At 74.8% G+C, this 18,070-nt stretch carries 18 protein-coding genes; 6 read left to right on the top strand and 12 right to left on the bottom strand.

The features are described from left to right. Nucleotides 1-2: 2 nt before the first annotated feature. The 4 genes from Ani05nite_RS38745 to Ani05nite_RS38730 all read right to left on the bottom strand — a co-directional run bounded on the left by Ani05nite_RS38745 (nt 3) and on the right by Ani05nite_RS38730 (nt 4,814). Nucleotides 3-824: a cytochrome c biogenesis CcdA family protein gene (locus tag Ani05nite_RS38745; RefSeq protein WP_203776846.1), complete on the bottom strand. Its 822-nt coding sequence runs from the start codon at nt 822-824 to the stop codon at nt 3-5. A 39-nt stretch (nt 825-863) separates the two neighbouring features. Continuing rightward, nucleotides 864-1,424, bottom strand: coding sequence for a TlpA family protein disulfide reductase (locus tag Ani05nite_RS38740; RefSeq protein WP_239131062.1), 561 nt, complete (start codon nt 1,422-1,424; stop codon nt 864-866). After that, entirely contained in the window at nt 1,421-2,893 is a 1,473-nt protein-coding gene (locus tag Ani05nite_RS38735) for an NADH-quinone oxidoreductase subunit NuoF family protein (RefSeq protein ID WP_203776800.1), read from the bottom strand. The genes Ani05nite_RS38740 and Ani05nite_RS38735 overlap by 4 nt, the downstream gene beginning before the upstream one ends. A 61-nt stretch (nt 2,894-2,954) precedes the next feature. After that, a complete protein-coding gene (locus Ani05nite_RS38730; protein WP_239131061.1) occupies nt 2,955-4,814 on the bottom strand; it encodes a translation initiation factor III in 1,860 nt (619 codons plus the stop codon). A gap of 456 nt (nt 4,815-5,270) precedes the next feature. Here Ani05nite_RS38730 and Ani05nite_RS38725 point away from each other — a divergent pair, with 456 nt between their 5' ends. Both Ani05nite_RS38725 and Ani05nite_RS38720 read left to right on the top strand, forming a co-directional pair. Continuing rightward, complete coding sequence (locus tag Ani05nite_RS38725; RefSeq protein WP_203776796.1) at nt 5,271-6,074, top strand: hypothetical protein; 804 nt, start codon at nt 5,271-5,273, stop codon at nt 6,072-6,074. A gap of 122 nt (nt 6,075-6,196) precedes the next feature. Further along, nucleotides 6,197-6,784, top strand: a complete 588-nt coding sequence (locus Ani05nite_RS38720; protein ID WP_203776794.1) for a DUF3455 domain-containing protein — start codon at nt 6,197-6,199, stop codon at nt 6,782-6,784. A gap of 106 nt (nt 6,785-6,890) precedes the next feature. On the opposite strand, the gene Ani05nite_RS38715 is transcribed toward Ani05nite_RS38720, so the two are convergent. From Ani05nite_RS38715 to Ani05nite_RS38690, 6 genes are all read right to left on the bottom strand, one after another. Next, the gene (locus Ani05nite_RS38715; RefSeq protein WP_203776792.1) at nt 6,891-7,730 is read right to left on the bottom strand and encodes an LLM class flavin-dependent oxidoreductase; all 840 of its coding nucleotides are present in this window, start codon (nt 7,728-7,730) and stop codon (nt 6,891-6,893) included. A 125-nt stretch (nt 7,731-7,855) separates the two neighbouring features. Beyond that, nucleotides 7,856-8,335 (bottom strand): GNAT family N-acetyltransferase, encoded by a 480-nt coding sequence (locus Ani05nite_RS38710; RefSeq protein ID WP_203776791.1) that lies wholly within the window; start codon nt 8,333-8,335, stop codon nt 7,856-7,858. Nucleotides 8,336-8,578: 243 nt separating this feature from the next. Next, nucleotides 8,579-10,264 (bottom strand): RCC1 domain-containing protein, encoded by a 1,686-nt coding sequence (locus tag Ani05nite_RS38705; protein ID WP_203776790.1) that lies wholly within the window; start codon nt 10,262-10,264, stop codon nt 8,579-8,581. A gap of 105 nt (nt 10,265-10,369) precedes the next feature. Then, complete coding sequence (locus Ani05nite_RS38700) at nt 10,370-11,230, bottom strand: methyltransferase domain-containing protein (protein ID WP_203776789.1); 861 nt, start codon at nt 11,228-11,230, stop codon at nt 10,370-10,372. Beyond that, nucleotides 11,227-11,655, bottom strand: coding sequence for a hypothetical protein (locus Ani05nite_RS38695; protein ID WP_203776788.1), 429 nt, complete (start codon nt 11,653-11,655; stop codon nt 11,227-11,229). The genes Ani05nite_RS38700 and Ani05nite_RS38695 overlap by 4 nt, the downstream gene beginning before the upstream one ends. Nucleotides 11,656-11,716: 61 nt before the next feature. After that, nucleotides 11,717-13,486 (bottom strand): glycoside hydrolase family 6 protein, encoded by a 1,770-nt coding sequence (locus tag Ani05nite_RS38690; RefSeq protein ID WP_203776787.1) that lies wholly within the window; start codon nt 13,484-13,486, stop codon nt 11,717-11,719. Nucleotides 13,487-13,669: 183 nt separating this feature from the next. Between Ani05nite_RS38690 and Ani05nite_RS38685 the strand changes: the two genes are divergently transcribed. Further along, nucleotides 13,670-14,509, top strand: a complete 840-nt coding sequence (locus Ani05nite_RS38685) for a methyltransferase domain-containing protein (protein WP_239131060.1) — start codon at nt 13,670-13,672, stop codon at nt 14,507-14,509. After that, the gene (locus tag Ani05nite_RS38680) at nt 14,506-15,063 is read left to right on the top strand and encodes a hypothetical protein (RefSeq protein ID WP_203776783.1); all 558 of its coding nucleotides are present in this window, start codon (nt 14,506-14,508) and stop codon (nt 15,061-15,063) included. The genes Ani05nite_RS38685 and Ani05nite_RS38680 overlap by 4 nt, the downstream gene beginning before the upstream one ends. Here the strand turns inward: Ani05nite_RS38680 and Ani05nite_RS42485 are convergent. Beyond that, nucleotides 15,038-15,145 carry an MFS transporter small subunit gene (locus Ani05nite_RS42485; protein ID WP_438846025.1) on the bottom strand — a complete coding sequence of 36 codons (108 nt, stop codon included), beginning with the start codon at nt 15,143-15,145 and terminating at the stop codon, nt 15,038-15,040. The genes Ani05nite_RS38680 and Ani05nite_RS42485 overlap by 26 nt on opposite strands. Next, a complete protein-coding gene (locus Ani05nite_RS38675) occupies nt 15,142-16,533 on the bottom strand; it encodes an OFA family MFS transporter (RefSeq protein WP_203776781.1) in 1,392 nt (463 codons plus the stop codon). Before Ani05nite_RS38675 ends, Ani05nite_RS42485 begins: the two co-directional genes overlap by 4 nt. Nucleotides 16,534-16,634: 101 nt before the next feature. Between Ani05nite_RS38675 and Ani05nite_RS38670 the strand changes: the two genes are divergently transcribed. Both Ani05nite_RS38670 and Ani05nite_RS38665 read left to right on the top strand, forming a co-directional pair. Next, nucleotides 16,635-17,207 carry an RNA polymerase sigma factor gene (locus Ani05nite_RS38670; RefSeq protein ID WP_239131059.1) on the top strand — a complete coding sequence of 191 codons (573 nt, stop codon included), beginning with the start codon at nt 16,635-16,637 and terminating at the stop codon, nt 17,205-17,207. After that, on the top strand, nt 17,204-18,034 hold the full coding sequence (locus Ani05nite_RS38665; RefSeq protein ID WP_203776777.1) for a hypothetical protein: 831 nt from the start codon (nt 17,204-17,206) through the stop codon (nt 18,032-18,034). Before Ani05nite_RS38670 ends, Ani05nite_RS38665 begins: the two co-directional genes overlap by 4 nt. Nucleotides 18,035-18,070: the final 36 nt, after the last annotated feature.

The raw sequence follows: 18,070 nt of genomic DNA, 5'->3' as shown, positions 1-18,070 counted from the left end.
GGTCAGCTCCCCACTGAGGCACGGCGACGACGGGACAGCAGCAGCGCCGTCAGGACGAGCCCGGCCAGGACCAGCCCGAACCAGCCGGCCCCGAGCCGGCCGACCAGACCACTCAACCCGCGCTGGACCGCCGCGGCCAGCTCGACCACCGGATCCTGCCCGGAGGTCCGCCGGTCCTGCACCAGACGCAGCTCGTACCACCCGTAGTAGGCCACGTACGCGCCGGCGACGATCAGCACCGCCCCGCCGATCCGGGGCACGAAGGCGGCCGCCCGGCGCAGCCGCGCCACCGCGGACACCCGCAGCAGCGCGACGGCCACGGCGGTCACGCCGACCACCAGCCCCATCCCGGCCGCGAAGCTGACGAACAGGGCCACGCCCTCGATGATCGAGCCGGCGCGCAGGCTGGAGACCACGATCGCCAGGAACGGCCCGATCGCGCAGCCGAGCGACGCGACCGCGTACGCCATGCCGAACAGCACCATCGACGCGGCCGTGCCGGTCAACCGGGGCGCGCGCAGCCCCCGGCCCGGCGTCGGCACCGACCGGCCGGCGAGCAGCCAGCCGCCCAGCCCGGCCAGGCCGAGCCCGAACACGACCGTGAGCCACGGCAGCCGCGGCATCAGCACCCCGGTGAGCGGAGCCAGCACCAGCCCGAACAGGCCGAACACCACGACGTAGCCCGTGGTCAGCGCGACGGTGCACCGCAACGCCCGGCCGACGGCCCGGCGCGGCCCCGGGGACGCGGACTCATCCCCGGCGACCAGCACCGACAGATAGGCGGGCAGGAGCGCGAACCCGCAGGGATTGACCGCCCCGAGCATCCCCGCGGTCAGGGCGAGCACCAACGCGGCCGGCACGGCTCACGCCACCAGCGACTTGACCTCGGTGGTCAGCTGCAGGTCGTCCAGGTAGCCGGTGGTCACGATGCGCCCGGCCGGGTCGAGGATGACGTACGTGCTCTGCTGGGTGATGCCGAACTTCTTCCACAGCCGGCCCGGCGCGTCGTCCAGGTGCGGCACCGTGCCGACCTCCAGGTCGGCGACGAACTCGTGCATGTCCCTGGTGGTGCCCAGGCCCGCGATCCCGAGGATGTTGAGCCGGCCGGCGTACTGCTCCTGCAGGTCGGCGATCGACATCGCCTCGCTCGCGCAGGTCGCGCACCAGGGCGCCCAGAACCACAGGATGGTCGGCTTGCCGGCCAGGGTGGCGGCGTCGAAGGTCTTGCCGTCCAGGGTCGTGCCCGTGAACGCCAGCGACGCCGGCACCGCGACAGCCGGCGCGGCCGCCGCGGACGGGCCCGGGGCCGGGACGGCAGCCGGGCCGGGGGCCGGCGACACCGCGGCCGACGACCCGCAGCCCGCGAGCAGAGCGGTGAGCAGCCCGGCCGCGGCGCGTCCGGCGAGTCCGCGTCCGGAGGTCACTTCTTGACCGCTTCGGTCAGGCGCAGGGCCAGCGCCGGGCAGACGTTGACCGCCTTGCGGGCGCCGTTCTCCAGCCACGGCGGCAGCGGCGTCTGGGGGAACGCCGGGAAGCCGTTCGCGTCCAGCCGGATGATCTCCGGGGCGACCGCCGAGCAGAGGCCGTGGCCGTCGCAGCGCGACCAGTCCACCGCGAGCTTCCGCGCGCCCTGATCGGTGTGGTACGGCAGGGGCAGGATGCCGCGCACCTGCTTGCCGCAGCCCTCCCCGTTGGCGTGCAGTTCGACGTCGCGGGCGAAGACCTCGAGCGCGGAGAGGGCGAAGCGGGCCGTGCCGTCGGGGTGGCTGCACGCGCCGCGGCCCTTGACCACGCCGGCCGCCTGGCGCACGTTCTCCAGCGCGCTGCCGCCGAGCGCCACCAGGGTGACCGCGCGGGCCAGGTCGGGCAGGCCCAGCCGGCACGGGCCGCACTGGCCGGCCGACTCCCCGGCGAGGTACTGGGTGACCTGGGCGACCTCGCCCAGCGGGCAGGTGGACGAGCCGATCGGGATGAGCATGCCCGCGCCCAGCGTGCCGCCGACCTTGGCGAAGCCCTTGCGGGAGATGGTCACCGTCTTCGCCGCCTCGGCGGTGATCCACTTGCCGTGGTAGCCGCCGACCAGCAGGCCGGGGCCGATGTCGGCGCCGCACATGGTCAGCACGTCCATCAGCGGGGTGCCGGTCGGCGCCTCGACCACGGCGGGCGCGGTGGCCGAGCCGCCGACGGTCAGCATGACCGTGCCCGGCTCCTCCGGGATGCCGACCGCGTTGTACTCCCACGGGCCCAGCCGGGCGGCGATGGCCAGCTGCGAGTACGTCTCGGCGTTGGAGAGCAGCGTGGGCAGCCCGCCGACCCCGTTGTCGCTCGAGCGGACCTTGCGGCCGGGCGGGATGTGCGCCTCGCCATTGATGCCGCGGACCAGCGCGCCGCCCTCGCCGGAGATGAAGCGGTGCGGGACCGTGACGATCCGGGTCGGCACCGGCATCCGGCGCTCGGCCAGGGCCGCGGCCAGCGACTGCTGGCCGATGCCGTCGTCGGCGATGCCGATCACGATCTCCTCGGCGTCGAGCGCGGCCGCCGCCAGCGCCGCGCCGTCCAGGATCAGGTGCGGACCCCGGGTCAGCACCGCCTTGTCCTTCCAGGACGGTGGTTCGCCCTCGGTGGCGTTGACCACGATCACCGGGGGCAGGTCCTGGCGCTGGCACGAGTCGAGCACCGCGCGCACCTTGCGGGCGAACGGGAACCCGGCGCCGCCCCGGCCGCGCAGCTCGATGCGGTCGGCCAGACCGATCAGCTCACCGCTGGACAGGGCCGCGAAGCCGCCGTGGACCTCCTGGTGCGCGATCAGGTCGAGCCGGCCGTACTCGTCGAAACCGGCGGTGATGCGCGGCGTCCCGATGCTGGTGACCGGGGGCACCAGGTCGGCGCTCACCGCGTCACCCCGCTCGGCGGGGCAGCGCCGCGCGCGGCGGTGTCATCGGTGGAGCGCTCGGTCACTGTGCTTCCCCTCGCAGCTGACGCCAGTACACGTCGTCAGCCGATTCGTCCGTTCTGCCCTTGCTGCCGCGGCGAGCCCCCCGGCTCGCCGCCCGGGCGGGTTCCGGCATGCCGGCCCGGCGGGCGCGGCGCGACGCCATGTCGACCAGCGTCGGCGTCTCGTCGGGCTCCAGGTCCTCCCCGACCGCGAGCCGGGGGTCGCCGGCCAGGTCCACGAACTCACTGCGGCTGTGCCGTCCCGAGTCGGCGCTGTCGACGTCGGCGCCCCGGTCGCGCCGGGCCCGGGGCGCAGTGTCGGTCTCGTCGGCGTAGCGGGACGAGCGCGTCGGGCGGGGCGGCTCGTCGTCCGGATAGCGGGCGGCCCGGCGCCGGGGGGCGACCTCTTCGTAGGCGTCGTCCTCGGCGTAGCGGCGCTGGCGCGGCGCGGGCGCCTCGTCGTCGGCGTAACGCCGGGAGCGCGGCGCTTCGTCCTCGACGCCGCGCCGGCCGCGCGGGGCCGGCATGTCGTCCTCGTCGGCGTAGCGGCGGCCGCGGCTCACCGGCTCCTCGAACTCGGTGCCGGCGTAGCGGCGCGAGCGGGCGGGGGCGACGGGCGGCTCGTCCTCCTCGAACTCGGTGCCGGCGTAGCGGCGCGAGCGGGCCGGCGCCTCCGCCGCGTACGGGTCCTCGGCACGCCGGCGGGCGCGCGGCGCGGGCAGCTCGTCCTCGTCGGCGTAGCCGGCCGGGCCCTCGTCGAGGGCGCGGCGGGACATCGCGCGGGTCGGCTCGTCGAAACGCTCACCGGCGGCGGCGCGGCGCTGGCGGGGCGCCGGGGCGTCCTCGTCGGCGTAGCGGCGCGCCCGCGGCGCGGGCAGGTCGTCGTCCTCGAACTCCCAGCGCTGGGTGGGCGCGTCGTCGAAGTCGCGGCGGCGGCGCACCCGCTCCTCCTCGTCGACGCCGCGGCGCGGCCGGCGCTGCGGCTCCGGCGGGGCGCTGATCGGCGCGGCGGCCGGCTTGGCGCTGACCGGCCGGGCCGGGGTCTCCACGACCGGCAGCGCGCCCGTGACCGGGGACGCCGGCGCCCAGGGCTGGGGGGCGGCGGGGACGGCGGCCGGCTCGTCGCGGCGGCTCCGGCCGCGGCCGGTGACGCTGGGGGCGGTGGTCGGCACCAGCTTGCCCACCGGCTGGATCTTGCCGGTGCCGGTGCCGGCCTGCGACGCGAAGTCCTTGCGGCGGTTCAGCCGCACGGACAGCCGCACGGCTAGGCCGACCAGCACCAGCAGGATGCAGACGATGTACGACACGATGACCCACGGCTTGGCCGCGCGGCCGGCGCCCAGGCCGTGCAGCAGGGCGATCGGCCACATCAGGTACGAGATGGCGTGCACGCCGCGCCACATCCACGGCTTGCCCTTGCCGATGAACCGCGAGCGGGCGATGCCGGTCCACATGACCATGACCATGATGTAGCCGGAGATCGTGCCGAAGCCGATGAGCATCGTCTTGTACGGCGCCGTGAAGGGCAGGAACACGGCGATCACGCCGACCTTGCTCACGGCCACCTTCGTCCACACGTGGAAGAAGAGCGCGACGACCGCGATGACCCCGGTGGTGCGGTGCGCGGACTGCAGCAGCACCCGCTGGCGGATCGACAGGACCAGCCGGTCGGTGGCGACCAGTCCCACCATGATCGTGATCGAGAGCGACACGAGGGACAGCACGCCCACGTAGAACTCGGTGTACGCGAACACGTACACGTAGGCCATCTGACCGGCCGGGGTCAGCATCGCGGCGGCCCAGATGGCGGCGAGGATGGAGACGCCGAGCACCGCGAAGGTGATCATCGACGGCGGTGTTCGGCCGCCGGTAGCGCTCATCGGGACGTCCACACGACTGGCGGATCGCTGGTTCATCTTCGTCCGGGCCATAACTCCTCGTTCTCCGCAGCGGTGTGGCGTCCGTCCTGGGCGGTCGGGACGCCGGCATCCGTGGGGGATGCCCCGCGCTCGTTACTGTCGGGCCGTGTACCGGCGGGCTGCCCTTCCTCACTGTGTGTGAAAGCCGGTCTCCTGCCCTCCCCCATCTACGTGTACGGCCGAGGTTCGGATGAACGTTCGGGAAGTTCTTTGCGGCCGAGTTTGCGCGAGCATGCTACCGATCTCCGCCGAAAGGGCACTGACCAGGCGGGACACCGTGCGGAAACGCCAGGCTGAGGCAAAAATAAAGTGTTATCGACGGCGGAATCCCCGGCACCCGGTGAACCTTTCGCCCGGCTGCGCCGAACTACCTCACGTGCGTGCTCGTTGACGCCATTGAGTGAGGAGTTGATTGCTGTGCGGCATCGCGCTGCTCTGCTGTCCGCGGTTCTGGCCCTGGCCGCCGCGACCCTGGCCCTGCCGGGCCGGGCAGCCGCCGTGGAACCCGGCTTCCGGGTGGAGATCACCGAACTGCCCGCGACCTTCACCGCGGGGGCCGGCGCGCGAACGGTCACCGTGGTCGCCACGAGCGAACGGAACCGCTGTCTGAAGGTGCGCTGGTCGCTGCTGCTCTCGGTGGACGGCCCCGACCTGGACGACGTCGAGGTCGCCCGGGACGAGGACGGCGACTTCCCGGTGCAGGTCCGCAACGCCGGGGCCGGCGCCGCGCGGATCACCGACGTGCAGCTCGACCCCGGCCAGCTCTGCCGGGGCCGTACGGTCACCGCCCGGTACCGGATCGGCTTCGACGACGACGCCGACCCGGGCAGCGTCACGTTCCGGGTGCAGGCCTTCAACGCCGGCCGGACCCTGCTGCAGGAGGCCAGCTCGCGCAGCGAGGTCAAGGGCGAGCAGGAGGACCGGGACGAGACCCGCTCGCCCAGCCCCGAGGCCAGCCCGTCGCCGACCGAATCCACCGCCGAGCCGGAGGAGACCGCGGAGCAGGGGGCCACCCCGGAGCCCACGAGCACCGACGCCGACATCGCCGCGGTGCCGGCCTCCGGCCGCGACAGCGGCACGCCCAGCCTGCTCGGCGCCGGCCTGATCGTCGGCGGGATCCTGGTCTTCCTCGGGGTGGGACTGCTGCTGCGGCTGCGGCTGCGCGCCCGGCGGACGGAACCGGGCGGCCAGCTCCCCACCGGCTTCTACCCCACCAACTGAGCGCGATCTTCCTTCACAACCCGCTGGGGTAAACCTGCGGAAAACTTAGGCCACAGTTAAGGGACCGTCGCGCACCGTAGCCCTAGGGTGGGTCGGGCGCGACGCCCTACTGTGGAGGATCTTTGAACACCAAGAATGTCCGTATCGCGGCCGGGTTCGGCGCGGTCACGCTGGCCCTCGTCGGGGTCTCCGCCGGGGTCTCCTTCGCCGACGACAAGCCCGCCCCGGCCACCGCGGCGAGCGCGGCGGACCGGTTCCTGGGCGGCGCGACCACGGTGCCGCCCGAGCTGGTCCCCCCGGCCGGCAACACGCTGACCTCCGTCTTCAAGGCCAAGGGGGTCCAGATCTACGGCTGCGCCGACGCCAAGTGGACGCTGATCGAGCCGGCCGCGTCGCTCGCCGGCATCACGCTGAACCCGGTCCGGGTGGCCTCCGCGCTACACTTCCGCGGGCCGAGCTGGGAGTCGCCGGACGACGGCTCGCTCGTCGAGGGCACCGCCCCGGTGCCGGCCCCGTCGGCCACGCCCAACAGCATCCCGCAGCTGCTGGTCACGGCGAAGACGACCCGGGGGGCGGGTGTCTTCGGCGGCGTCACCTACATCCAGCGCCTGTCCACGGTCGGCGGCGTGGCCCCGGCCACCGCCTGCGCCGCGGGCGCCACGACCGCCGTGCCGTACCAGGCGGTGTACCGCTTCTTCAAGAAGAGCTGACCCCCGGCGCGAGGGCGGGCTCCCGCCCGGCCCGGCACATGAAGACATTCCCGAGGGGCCGGATGCCGGTGCCCCGCCGACCCGGCGGAGCACCGGCATCTCCCGTTCAGACCGGGAGGTCGGCCAGCCGGTCGACCTGCTCGGGATCGGTGGCCCAGCAGTACAGCATCACCTCGTCGGCGCCGAGATCCCGGCACTCGGCCACGAAACCCCCGATCGCCGCGGGCGTGCCCAACAGCCCGGCCGCGGCCTGCGCCGCGTACTCCCCGGGCCCGTAGTAGCGGAGGATCTCCGCGCGGGCCTGTTCGACGACGGCGGCCGGGCCGAGGGCGACGTTGCCCTGGGCCACCAGCCGGGGCCGGCCGGCGCGCCCGGCGTCGGCCCACATCTGTTCGACGGTCCGGAAGAGCCGGCCGAGGTAGCGCGGCGGGGTGGCGCCGAGGAAGCCGTCACCGAAGCGGGCCACGCGGCGCAGCGCGGGCGGCCGGAACGCGCCGAACAGGATCTCCGGGCGGCCCGGGCCGGGCACGACGGGGCCGGCGTGCGCGCAGTGGGGCTCCCCGGACCAGAGCCGGCCCAGCTCGGCCATCTGCTCGTCGAGGCGGTGGCCCCGGCGGCGCACGTCCTGACCGGCGGCCCGGTAGTCGTCCGGGCGGCCGCCGACGCCCAGCCCGAGGGTGAACCGGCCGCCGGAGACGCGGTCCAGGGTGGCGGCCTGCTTGGCGAGCAGCACCGTGTCGCGCAGCGGCGCGAGCAGCACCTCGGTCTGCACCCGGATCCGGCGGGTGGCGCCGGCCACGGCGGCCAGCGCGACGAGGGGTTCCGGGTTGTCGTAGACGAGGCGGTCCAGCAGGCCCAGGGTGCGGAACGGGCCGGCGTCCGCGCGCCGGGCCCAGTCGAGCAGGGCGGGGATGTCGGCGACGGGCAGTCCGATACCGATGGTCATGAGAACTCTCCCTTGAGGGTGTGCGGCATTGCTGCCGCTCCCTCCGGGCGCACTCATGGTGGCTGTGCTCCCACACTGCGGCGCATCTCCGGGGAGCCGGTTGGATTACCGGGCAGCGTACGCGATCACAGCCCGTCCAGGCGCAGCACCGTCTCCTCGATCTCCCGGCGGCGGGCGGTCGCGTAGGCGACCTCCTTGCCCACCGGCCGGAAGCCCGCCTTGCGCAGCACCCCCAGCGAGCCGGCGTTGTCGCTGGCCGCGCGGGCCGTGATCGGGCGTACCGGCACCAGGTCGAGCAGCAGCTCGACGGCGCGGGTGGCGACGCCGGCGCCCCAGAAGGCCCGGGCCAGCCAGTACGTGATCTCGGTGTCGGCGCCGACCGGGAAGCTGCCCACGGTGCCGGCGAGCGCACCGTCCACGGTGACCGCCAGCAGCAGGATCTCCGGGTCGTTGCGCAACCGGGCGATGTGCGCGTCGAAGGCGGCCCGGTCGTCGGGATCCTCGGCGGTGAACGCCGCCATCCACACCGAGACGGGATCCCGCCGCTGGTCGAAGATCTCGTCCAGGTCGTCGTCCCGAACCGCGCGCAGGCCGATCTGAGCCATCCGTCGCTCCCGTCCCGGCGCGCATCGCCGTGCCGTCGCCGCCGCCCACCCCGGCCGGGCGGACCCGCGGACCCGGCCGCCGGCGCGTCGCCGTCCCCACCGGGAACCGCCCTGGTCGCCGGGCATCGCGCCGCTGCCGGCCGGCGGGGACCCGCACCTCGGATCCCGTGGCGGCAGCCTACCGAACCGCGGGCCCGCGAAGGCACCGCCGATCGCGAAGCGGACGGAACGCCCGCGGCGGACTCACGCCGGGCGGCCCCGCGCCACCGGCCGGCGGAGTCGGCCCGGGCCGCGAGGGCGGCAGGCCGTCACCAGCAACCAGCCGGCCGCGACCAGAGCGACACCCGCCGCGCCGAACGGACCCGGCCCGGTGATCGGCAGGCCCGCGCCCGTCCCGGCGGCCAGCGCCGTGCCGTGCCCGAGCGCGCTGTAGGAGACGCCGCCGTGGCTGACCGCGGCGACCAGCACGGTGTAGCGCCGGCCACCGGTCAGCCCGGTGACCGTGCAGGCCCGGGCAGTGGTGGTGCAGGACCGGCTGCCCTCCAGCGTGCGGCCGGTGAAGGCCACGGCGACGTAGGCGCCGATCCGGTCCGCGCCCGAGCGCGCCGGCGCGGCCCAGGCGATCCGCAGGGCCCGTGGCCGGGGTGCGGCCCGGACGGCGGTGGCGGCGCCCGGGGCCAGCGGCACGGTCCGCAGCACACCGTCGCGGGTGCAGTAGACGACCAGCGAGGCGTCCGCCGCGCAGGTGCGGCCGGCGCCGACCGAGAGGTCGGCGAGAACCGGGGCCGCCCGGCCGAGGACCAGCCGGACCAGCGTCGACGTACGGATCCCGGTCCGGTCGACCGGCGCCGGCCGGGCCCGGTCGGCATGGTCGCCGACCGCGAGCTGGCCGTCGTCGTTGGCGCCCCAGCAGTACGCCGCCCCGCCGCCGGTGATCCCGCACGTGGAGTCCCCGCCGGCGCGCAGGCCGGCATAGGCCCGGTGGCCGACGCGCCCCGGCGCCGACGGGTCGCCGGCCCGGCCCAGCTGGCCCCGGTCGCCCGCGCCCCAGCAGGATGCGGCGGCCCGGCGATCCAGGGCGCAGGTGTGCCGGCCACCGGCGCTGACCTCGGTGTACGGCCCACCGCGCACCCGGACCGGGCTCGGTGCGGGAGCGCCGGCGCCCCCGCCGTCGCCGAGCCGGCCATCGGCGTCGGAACCCCAGCACCAGAGGTCGCCGTTCTGCCGGAGCGCGCAGGTGTGGTCGTCGCCGGCGGCCAGGTCGACGACGTCGGTGAGGCCCGGCACCGGCTGCGGGTTGGACTCGCTGGTGCCGAGCGTGCCGATGCCCAGCTGACCGGCGTCGTTGCGGCCCCAGCAGGACACGGTCAGCTCGATGGAGAGCACGCAGGTGTGTTCGGCGCCGGTGACGACCTGCGCGGCGTCGGCGGTGACCTGGGCCGGACGGGACCGGTCGGCGAAGCTGCCGTCGCCGAGCTGCCCCTCGTCGTTGCCGCCCCAGCAGTAGACGACCAGGCCCATGGCGGCGTACTCCAGCGCGAGCGCGCACGTGTGCACCCGCCCGGCGTGCACGGCCAGCAGCCCGGCGGCCCCGGCCAGCCGGCCGCTCGCGGTGACCCGCACCGGCCGGGCGGAGTCGCGGGTGCCGCCGTCGCCGAGCTGACCGTGGTGGTTGCGGCCCCAGCACCACAGGTCGGAGTACTGCACGACGGCGCAGGCGTGGCCGCCGCCGACGGCGGTGAGCCCGGAGCCGGGCCCGGCCGCCGCGGCGGACAGCCCGGGCGCGAGGCCGGTCGCGCGCAGCAGTCCGGCCTGGACGGCGCGGACGGCGTCCGGGCCGGGGTCGGCGCCCGCCCCGGCGGCGGGCCACACCGGTACGAGGGCAGCCGCCGCGAGCGCAGCGGCGACCCGCCGGACGAAGATCCACATGTCGGCCAGCGAATCACACCGGATGGCGGCAAAGAGCCGGAAAGGGCGATTCCGCCGGCGAGGACGAAACCGACCGCGGTGCGGGCGATCAGGTGCGGGCAGCCCTCAGGGACGGACCGCGCTCAGGTAGGCCGTCGCCGCCGTGTGCCGGGTCGGCCCGTCCCCCAGCGACCCCAGGTACGCGTCGAACCGCTCCCGCTCCCCCGGCGTCAACGCCTCGTCGATCATCTCGCCGTACGTCGGCACCAGCGGGTTCGGGGCGGTACGGCGCACCGCCGCCCAGTCGCCCAGCGGCGGCCCCGGCACGTCGAGCTCCGCGTGGTAGTCCAGGCGTACCCCGGTGAAGCCCGCCGCCACCGCCCAGCGCACCAGGTCCCGCTCGTCGAAGTCGTGCATCGTCGCGGCCTCGGGCGCCACCGCCGCGTAGGCCGCCCGCACCTTGGTGATCAGCTCGGCGATCGGGCCGGGGTCGACGCCGAGCAGCGGGTCGCGGCCGACGGTCGCCGGATAGCTGTTGATCGGCTCGAAGACGGACAGCCGGCCGCCGGGGCGCAGCACCCGGTGCATCTCCGCGAACGCCGCCGGGCGGTCGGCCACGTAGATCAGCACCGACCGGGTCGTCACCACGTCGACCGAGGCGTCCGGGACCGGGCCCAGGTCGTCGGCCGGCGCCCGCACGAAGCGGCAGCGGGCCGGGTCGGCCTGCCGGCGGCACTCCTCGAGCAGGGCGGCGGAGACGTCGCTGAAGATCACCCGGCCGGCCGGGCCGACCCGGTCGAGCGCGGCCAGGCCGATCAGTCCGGTGCCGGCGCCGACGTCCAGGACCGTGTCGCCGGGGGCGATCGCCGCCCGGTCGAGGACGCCGTCGCGGTAACGGGTCAGCTGGGGGGCGAACTGCGAGCGCAGGCCGGCCGAGCCGCCGTCGCGGCGCCGCAGCAGCCAGCTCGCCCACTTGTCCGTCGTCACCCGGACACGCTAGCGCCGCGCCCGGCCCGGCGGGGAGCCAGCAGCACGGCCGGCACGAGGGTCACCAGGCCCAGGGACAGCACGTTGCCCCAGCGGTCGGCGAGCGGGTAGTGGCCGAGGTGGCCGAGGTGGTAGGCCAGGTGTGGGACGGAGAAGACCAGCCAGGCCGCGGCGGTCAGCCGGACCAGGAAGTCGTCGGCCGGCCGGGCGGCCGCGCCCAGGGTGACCAGCGCCAGGGCCAGGTAGAGCGCGCCCACGTCGCGCGCCAGGTGTTCGTTGTAGGCGCCGAGCGCGGGCAGCCAGTGGTGGCCGGCGCCGGGGAAGGAACGCCACCAGGAGTCCGGCGCGGCGGCCGCCCACACCCCGACGTACAGGGCGGTGGCGGCCTGGAGGAGCAGCAGGGTGCGGCGCAGTGTCGCGGTCATGCACCCCAGACGAGCCGGACGGCCCGGTTGTGACAACCGGGCCGTCCGTTGTGGGAGCGGATCAGAGAGCGGGGTACGCGTTGGCCATCAGCTCACGGAACTGAGCGGAGAACCAGGCGCCCGAGATCGGCGCGTTGGGCAGCGCGCCCGTCATGCTGTTGCCGTTGCGCTCGTTGCCGGTGTAGGTCGGGTCGCACATCCGGTCGAAGCCCTTGCCCTCGTTGTTCGGGATCAGCGAGCTCGAGCCGTCCGACTCGCCCGGGGGCTTGACCCAGACGTAGGCGTCGATGCCCGGCTCCGGGTTCGCCCGGGGCCGCTCGCCCAGGCCGGCGCCGGACTGGTTGCACCAGTTGCCGGCGTGGATCCGGCGGTCGATGCGGGACTGGTTGACGAAGGTGTTCACATCGGTGGAGGTGCTCGCCGCGGCGGGCCGGTTGGCGCCGCCCCAGCCGTTGCGGGAGGTGTCGATCAGCATGCCGATGTTGGAGTTGAAGCCGGCCGCGACCAGCTGCTGGCGGTACGCCGTCGCGAAGGACAGCTCGTCGACGTACATGTTCCAGTCGACCCACTTCGACTGGCGCACGGACTGGCCGCCGACCGTCGAGTTGGCCTGGAAGAACGGCTCGTGCAGGGCCGAGTAGTTCGCGGTGTTGACGATGAAGCCGGTGACGTTGTTGACGCTGCCGGAGGCGCGGGCGGCCTCGAGCAGGATCTGCGCGGTCGGGCCCGAGTTGGAGTCCCAGCCGATCCAGCCGTGGTGCGCGGCGTCCACGTAGTTGTACCCGTTGCTGAGCGCGCCCAGCTTGTTCAGGGCGTAGCCGACACCCTGCACGTAGCCGCCGTTGGACTTCATGGTGGCGCAGGTGGCGACGTTGGTGTTGGTGACCAGGTTCGGCAGCGAGTCGATCTCGATCACGTTGATGATGCGCAGGTTGCGGTACTTGGCGTCGCCCTCGATCGCGGCGATCGGGTCGATGTACTCGGCCTTGTAGCGCGGCAGGTCGTTGACGCCGAGCTCACCGTTGGAGGCCAGCGCCGAGCAGTCGCGGCCGGGCAGGTTGTAGATGACCAGCTGGATGTAGCCGGCGCCCTGGGCGAGAGCCGCGTCCAGGTGGTCGCGCAGGCCCATGCTGCCGTTCGAGCTGCTGCCCGAGGTGCCGGCGATGGCCGCGATGCGGTCCAGCCACACGGCGGTCGGGTTGTTGGAGACCCGGCTGCCGCCGGGCTCGGCGTCGGCCTTGGCCTTCCACTCCGGGTTCACGTAGCCCTTGACCCCGGCGTACGGGTTGTCCACCTTGGTGCCGGCCGGCGGCGGGCTCGTCGGCGGGCTCGTCGGCGGGCTGGTCGGCGGGCTCGTGGGCGGGCTGGTCGGCGGGCTGGTCGGCGGGCTCGTGGGCGGGCTCGTCGGGACGGTGCCCGTGCAGGCCGTGCCGTTCAGCGAGAACGAGGTGGGGTTCGTGTTCGTCCCGGAGTACTCGGCGTTGAAGCCGAAGGTCGTCGACGCGTTCGTGCCCAGGCTGCCGCCCCAGGACGGGTTGGCCGCGGTGACCTGCTGGCCGCTCTGGGTGATATTGGCGCTCCAGCCCTGGGTGATGCGCTGGTTGCCGGGGAAGGCCCAGGTCACGTTCCAGCTGGAGAGCGGGTCGCCGAGGTTGGTCACCGACACGTTGCCGGTGAAGCCGGTGCTCCACGAATTGGCCGAGTAGGTGACCCGGCAGCCCGCGGCGGCGCTGGCCTGCTGCGCCGCGACGGCGATGCCGGCGCCCGTGAGGAGGGTGATCGCGGTGGCGGCCGTCAGGCCTCGCACCAACGTGTGGGGACGTGGACTCATGCGCAAGCGCTCCTGGAAGACATGGCGACGCCCGGGGCAGGCGTGCCGAGGGGAACGAACTTCCGGCGCGGGGATCGATCGCTGTCGCTGACCACCGCGTGAGCATCAGACTATGGGAGCGCTCCCATGACATCAATACGTAATGGCAGCGAAACTTTTCGGGTATTCCCCGGGCGACGGCCGATGATGATCTCTGTGTACGAGCTGACGGATCTGCTGTCCACCGGCGAGCCGGTGTCCCGCGACGCGCTGGTCGCCCAGCTCAGGGCGGGTGGCCAGCGTCGCGCGGCCCGGATCGCGGCCCGCCTGCCGGTCCGCGGCGGCGTCCTGGTGGGCGCCGAGATCGACGCGTTGCTGATCCGGGTGCACTGTGAACTCCAGCGGCTGGGCGAGGAGCTGCAGCTGCCCCGCCGCGTCGCCGAGTGGATCGTCCGGTTCCGCGCCGGGCGCCCCGCCACGCCACTGCGGGTCGTCGACGTGGGCTGCGGGCTCGGCTACGTGGTGCGCTGGCTGGCCGCGTACGAGATGCTCGGCCCCGGCGTCGAGCTGGTCGGCGTCGACCTGAACCGGGCGCTGGTCACCCGGGCCGCCGAGCTGGCCGCCGCCGAGCGGCTGCGCTGCCGGTTCATCGCCGGCGACGCGCTCGCCCCCGGAGTCGCCGGGAACGACGGCGTGTCCACGGTGGTCATCTCCTCGGGCCTGCTGCACCACCTGAGCACGGCCGAGCTGCCGGCCTTCTTCGCCGCCCAGCGCGCCCTCGGCGTTGCGGCATTCGCGCACTGGGACATCGACCCGGGCCCGTGGACGACGCTCGGCGCCCGGGTCTTCCACCGGGCCCGGATGCGCGAGCCGGTGTCCCGGCACGACGGGGTGCTGTCGGCCCGCCGCGCCCATCCGGCGGGCGTGCTGCTGGCCGCCGCGCGGGCCGGCGCCCCGGACTACCGGCCCGCCTGCGCCGACGGGCCGCGCTGGTGGCCGCGGCTGTCCGATGTGCTGCGCCCGGTCACCGGGATCGCGCCGTGACCGCCGCCGGGTGGGTGCCGGCCGGCCTGGTGGTGCTGGCCGCGCTGGACGGGGCGTTCGCCGGCTTCCGGTCCTCGTGCGGTCGGACCGGGCTGATCCGGCGCCGCCGCGAGGACATCCGGGCGCACCTGCGCGGGCTGGCCACGGCGGCCGCGCTGCTCGGCCCGGTGGCCGGGCTGGTGCTGGCCGACGTGCTCGCCCGGCCCGAGCGCTGGGACCGCTACCTGGCCGCCGGCCGCGTCATGCTGCTGCTCTACCTGCCGTTCGGGGCGGTCGTGCTGGCCGCGCTGGCCGGCTACGCCGTGCTCGGCTGGCGGCGGCGGTTCCTGGCCACCGCGCTGATCCTGGGCCCGTGCACCTTCGCCCGGCCGTACGTCGCGGCGGCCGGCGTCGTCCTCGCCGCCCGGGCCGGCGGGGACCTGCTGGTCACCCTGGCCGCCGCGGCGTCGGTGGCCGCGGCCTGCGCGGTGGAGCCCGTCCTGGACAGGTGGTGGGTGGCCACCGCGCGGCGGCGGCCACCCGACCGGCCTACTGGAACAGCTTCGCGGCGGTGATGGCCGTCTGGATCACGCCGTAGCCGAGGAACACCACGACGAGCGCCCAGGACAGGATCAGCCGTACCGAGGACGTCTTCATGCCACCGCCTCCTTCTCCGGCTGGGTGCGCGGCTCGTGGAACCGCTCGGGGACCGGCCGCACCAGCAGGTTGGCGACGAAGCCGACCGCCAGCACCCCGACCATGGTGAACAGCGCCGGCTGGTACGCCGACGCGGTGAGCGTGCCCGGCTTGCCCTGCGCGTCCAGGAAGCCGTTGACGATCAGCGGACCGGCCACGCCCGCGGCCGACCAGGCGGTCAGCAGCCGGCCGTGGATCGCGCCCACCTGGTACGTGCCGAACAGGTCCCGCAGGTACGCCGGCACGGTGGCGAACCCGCCGCCGTAGAACGACAGGATCACGCCGGCCAGCAGCACGAACAGGCCCACGGCGAGGTGGCCCACCGAGGCCAGCAGCGCGTACAGGACCATGCCGACGCCCAGGTAGACCAGGTAGATGCGCTTGCGCCCGATCAGGTCCGAGGCGGACGACCAGACGAACCGGCCGGCCATGTTGAACAGCGACAGCACCCCGACGAACCCGGCCGCCGCGGCCACCGCGACCGCGGACCTGCCGCCGCCGTCCCGGAAGAAGTCCTGGATCATCGGGCTGGCCTGCTCCAGGATCCCGATGCCGGCGGTGACGTTGCAGAACAGCACGATCCACAGCAGCCAGAAGGACCGGGTCCGGATGGCGTTGGCCGCCGACACGCTCGCGGTGGTGACCAGCGGCTTCTTCTTGACCGAGGCGGGGTCCCAGCCCTCGGGCGCCCAGCCCTCGGCGGGCACCCGGATGTTGGCGACGCCGAACATCATCACCACGAAGTAGCCGATGCCCAGGGTCAGGAACAGCGCCACGAGCGCGCCGCCGCCGGCCACCGAGGCCGACACGTTCGGGTCGTAGCCGGCGTCGTAGAACGACAGCAGCTGCCGCGACAGCGGGCTGGCGATGAGCGCGCCGCCGCCGAAGCCCATGATGGCCAGGCCGGTGGCCAGGCCGGGCCGGTCCGGGAACCACTTGATCAGCGTGGAGACCGGCGAGATGTAGCCGATGCCGAGGCCGATGCCGCCGAGGACGCCGTACCCGAGGTAGACCAGCCACAGCTGCTCGGTGAAGATGCCCAGCGCGCCGACCAGGAAGCCGGCGGCCCAGAAGCACGCCGACACGAACATCGCCTTACGCGGGCCGTTCGCCTCGACCCAGGTGCCGCCGACGGCCGCGGACAGCCCCAGCATGACGATGGCGATGCTGAAGATCACGCCCACGGACGTCGCGCCGGTGTCGAAGTGGGCGACGAAGGAGTTCTTGTAGACGCTGGTGGCGTACACCTGGCCGATGCACAGGTGCACGGAGAGCGCGGCCGGGGGAATCAGCCAGCGGCTGAAGCCGGGCGGCGCCACGGAATGATGACGGTCGAGCGCGGACAGCATGGGGGCGCCTCCTGACCCGGGGATGATCCATCGAGGCTCATCATCGACCCGCGGGAAAATTGCTGCAACAAATAGCGCTGCGGCGGACACAGCGGGGTGTGATGACGCAGACCGAGCCGACCGACCAGGAGCTCTGGGCCGCGGTCGCCGCCGGCGACGAGGCCGCCTTCGGCACGCTCTTCGACCGGCACTCCCGGGCCGTCTACAACCACGCCTTCCGGCTCTGCGGCTCGTGGAGCGTGGCCGAGGACATCACCCAGGCGACGTTCCTGGTGGCCTGGCGCCGGCGCGGCACGGCCCGGCTGGCGCACGGGACCGCGTTGCCGTGGCTGCTGGTGGTGGCCGGCAACCACGCGCGTACCGAATGGCGCTCCGCCCGCCGGCGCCGGGCCCTGCTCGGCCGGCTGCCCGCCGAGCGCGGCCCCGACCCGGCCGACGACGTCGCCGGGCGGCTCGACGACGAACGCGCGATGGGCCGGATCCTCGCCGCCGTGCGGCGGCTGCCGCGGGCCGAACGCGAGGCCGTCGCGCTGTGCCTGTGGTCCGGCGTCGGCTACGCCGAGGCCGCCGCGGCGCTGGGCGTCACCGAGGTGGCGGTCCGGTCCCGGGTGAGCCGGGCCCGCGCCCGGCTCGCCGCGCTGCTCGGCCCCGACGCGGAGGAGGAGGACCGATGAACCCCCTGACGATGCCGCCCGCCGAGCGGGACCTGCCGCCGGGACGGGCGGCCCGCATGCGCGCGGAGGTGCTGGCGGCGGCGCGCGGGTCGCGCCCGCGGGTGCCGCGGCGGCTGCTGGTCGCCGCCGCGGCGGTGCTCACGCTGCTCGCGGCGGTCGCCGTGAGCGTCGAGGTACGCCGCGAGGACAGCACCCAGATCCTGGCGATGGGTCCCGGCGAGCTGGACGGGTCGCTGCGCGGGGCCGCGCAGCGCTGCCTGGAATGGGCGCGCCCCAACGGCCCGGGCGGCGCGCCGGACCCGCAGTTCGTCCCGGTCTCGCTCGCCGACGTCGCCATCGCGGCCCGGCGGGGACGCTGGATCCAGGTGCTGTTCCTCAACCGCGCCGGGTACCTGGGCTGCGAGGCGTCCCTGGACCACGGCCGGCTGTCGTCGGGCGGCGTCGGCGGCGAGGCCTGGCCGCACCGCGGGTGGCTGCCGGGGCCGGTCCAGCGCCTGAGCCTGTCGTCGACGGAGGCCGACGGCGGCTCGGTGTCGGTGCTGGGGCGGGTGAGCGCCCGGGTGGCCCGCCTGGTGCTGGAGCACGGCAACGGGCGGACCACGACGGCCCGGCTGCGCGACGGCGCGTTCGGGCTGATCTCGCGCACCGACGACGTGGGCGAGGACGCCGAGCTGGTCAGCTACGACGCCGCGGGCCGGGAGATCGACCGGCGGCGGCTCTTCGCGTACGGGGAGCAGTTCCCGCACTGCTACACCGACCCGGCCGGCACGGTCATCTACGGCGATCCCGGCCCGGACTGCCGGCCCGCCGATCCCTGGAACCGGTGAGGGCGCGGCGGGCCCCGGCGCGGGCCCGCCGCTCCC

Source organism: Actinoplanes nipponensis, assembly GCF_016862275.1.
In the GTDB taxonomy this organism is placed as follows: Bacteria; Actinomycetota; Actinomycetes; order Mycobacteriales; family Micromonosporaceae; genus Actinoplanes; species Actinoplanes nipponensis.
The sequence above is the reverse complement of the archived record's forward strand: the minus strand, read 5'-3'. Positions and strand labels throughout refer to the sequence as shown.

What these genes read in the sequence shown, in the direction of transcription:
- Ani05nite_RS38695 (WP_203776788.1), bottom strand. Translation starts at nt 11,655, where the DNA reads ATGACCGCGACACTGCGCCGCACCCTGCTGCTCCTCCAGGCCGCCACC.
- Ani05nite_RS38685 (WP_239131060.1), top strand. Translation starts at nt 13,670, where the DNA reads ATGATGATCTCTGTGTACGAGCTGACGGATCTGCTGTCCACCGGCGAG.
- Ani05nite_RS42485 (WP_438846025.1), bottom strand. Translation starts at nt 15,145, where the DNA reads ATGAAGACGTCCTCGGTACGGCTGATCCTGTCCTGGGCGCTCGTCGTG.
- Ani05nite_RS38665 (WP_203776777.1), top strand. Translation starts at nt 17,204, where the DNA reads ATGAACCCCCTGACGATGCCGCCCGCCGAGCGGGACCTGCCGCCGGGA.
- Ani05nite_RS38715 (WP_203776792.1), bottom strand. Translation starts at nt 7,730, where the DNA reads ATGACCATCGGTATCGGACTGCCCGTCGCCGACATCCCCGCCCTGCTC.
- Ani05nite_RS38730 (WP_239131061.1), bottom strand. Translation starts at nt 4,814, where the DNA reads ATGAGCGCTACCGGCGGCCGAACACCGCCGTCGATGATCACCTTCGCG.
- Ani05nite_RS38745 (WP_203776846.1), bottom strand. Translation starts at nt 824, where the DNA reads ATGCTCGGGGCGGTCAATCCCTGCGGGTTCGCGCTCCTGCCCGCCTAT.
- Ani05nite_RS38705 (WP_203776790.1), bottom strand. Translation starts at nt 10,264, where the DNA reads ATGTGGATCTTCGTCCGGCGGGTCGCCGCTGCGCTCGCGGCGGCTGCC.
- Ani05nite_RS38690 (WP_203776787.1), bottom strand. Translation starts at nt 13,486, where the DNA reads ATGAGTCCACGTCCCCACACGTTGGTGCGAGGCCTGACGGCCGCCACC.
- Ani05nite_RS38670 (WP_239131059.1), top strand. Translation starts at nt 16,635, where the DNA reads ATGACGCAGACCGAGCCGACCGACCAGGAGCTCTGGGCCGCGGTCGCC.
- Ani05nite_RS38675 (WP_203776781.1), bottom strand. Translation starts at nt 16,533, where the DNA reads ATGCTGTCCGCGCTCGACCGTCATCATTCCGTGGCGCCGCCCGGCTTC.
- Ani05nite_RS38710 (WP_203776791.1), bottom strand. Translation starts at nt 8,335, where the DNA reads ATGGCTCAGATCGGCCTGCGCGCGGTTCGGGACGACGACCTGGACGAG.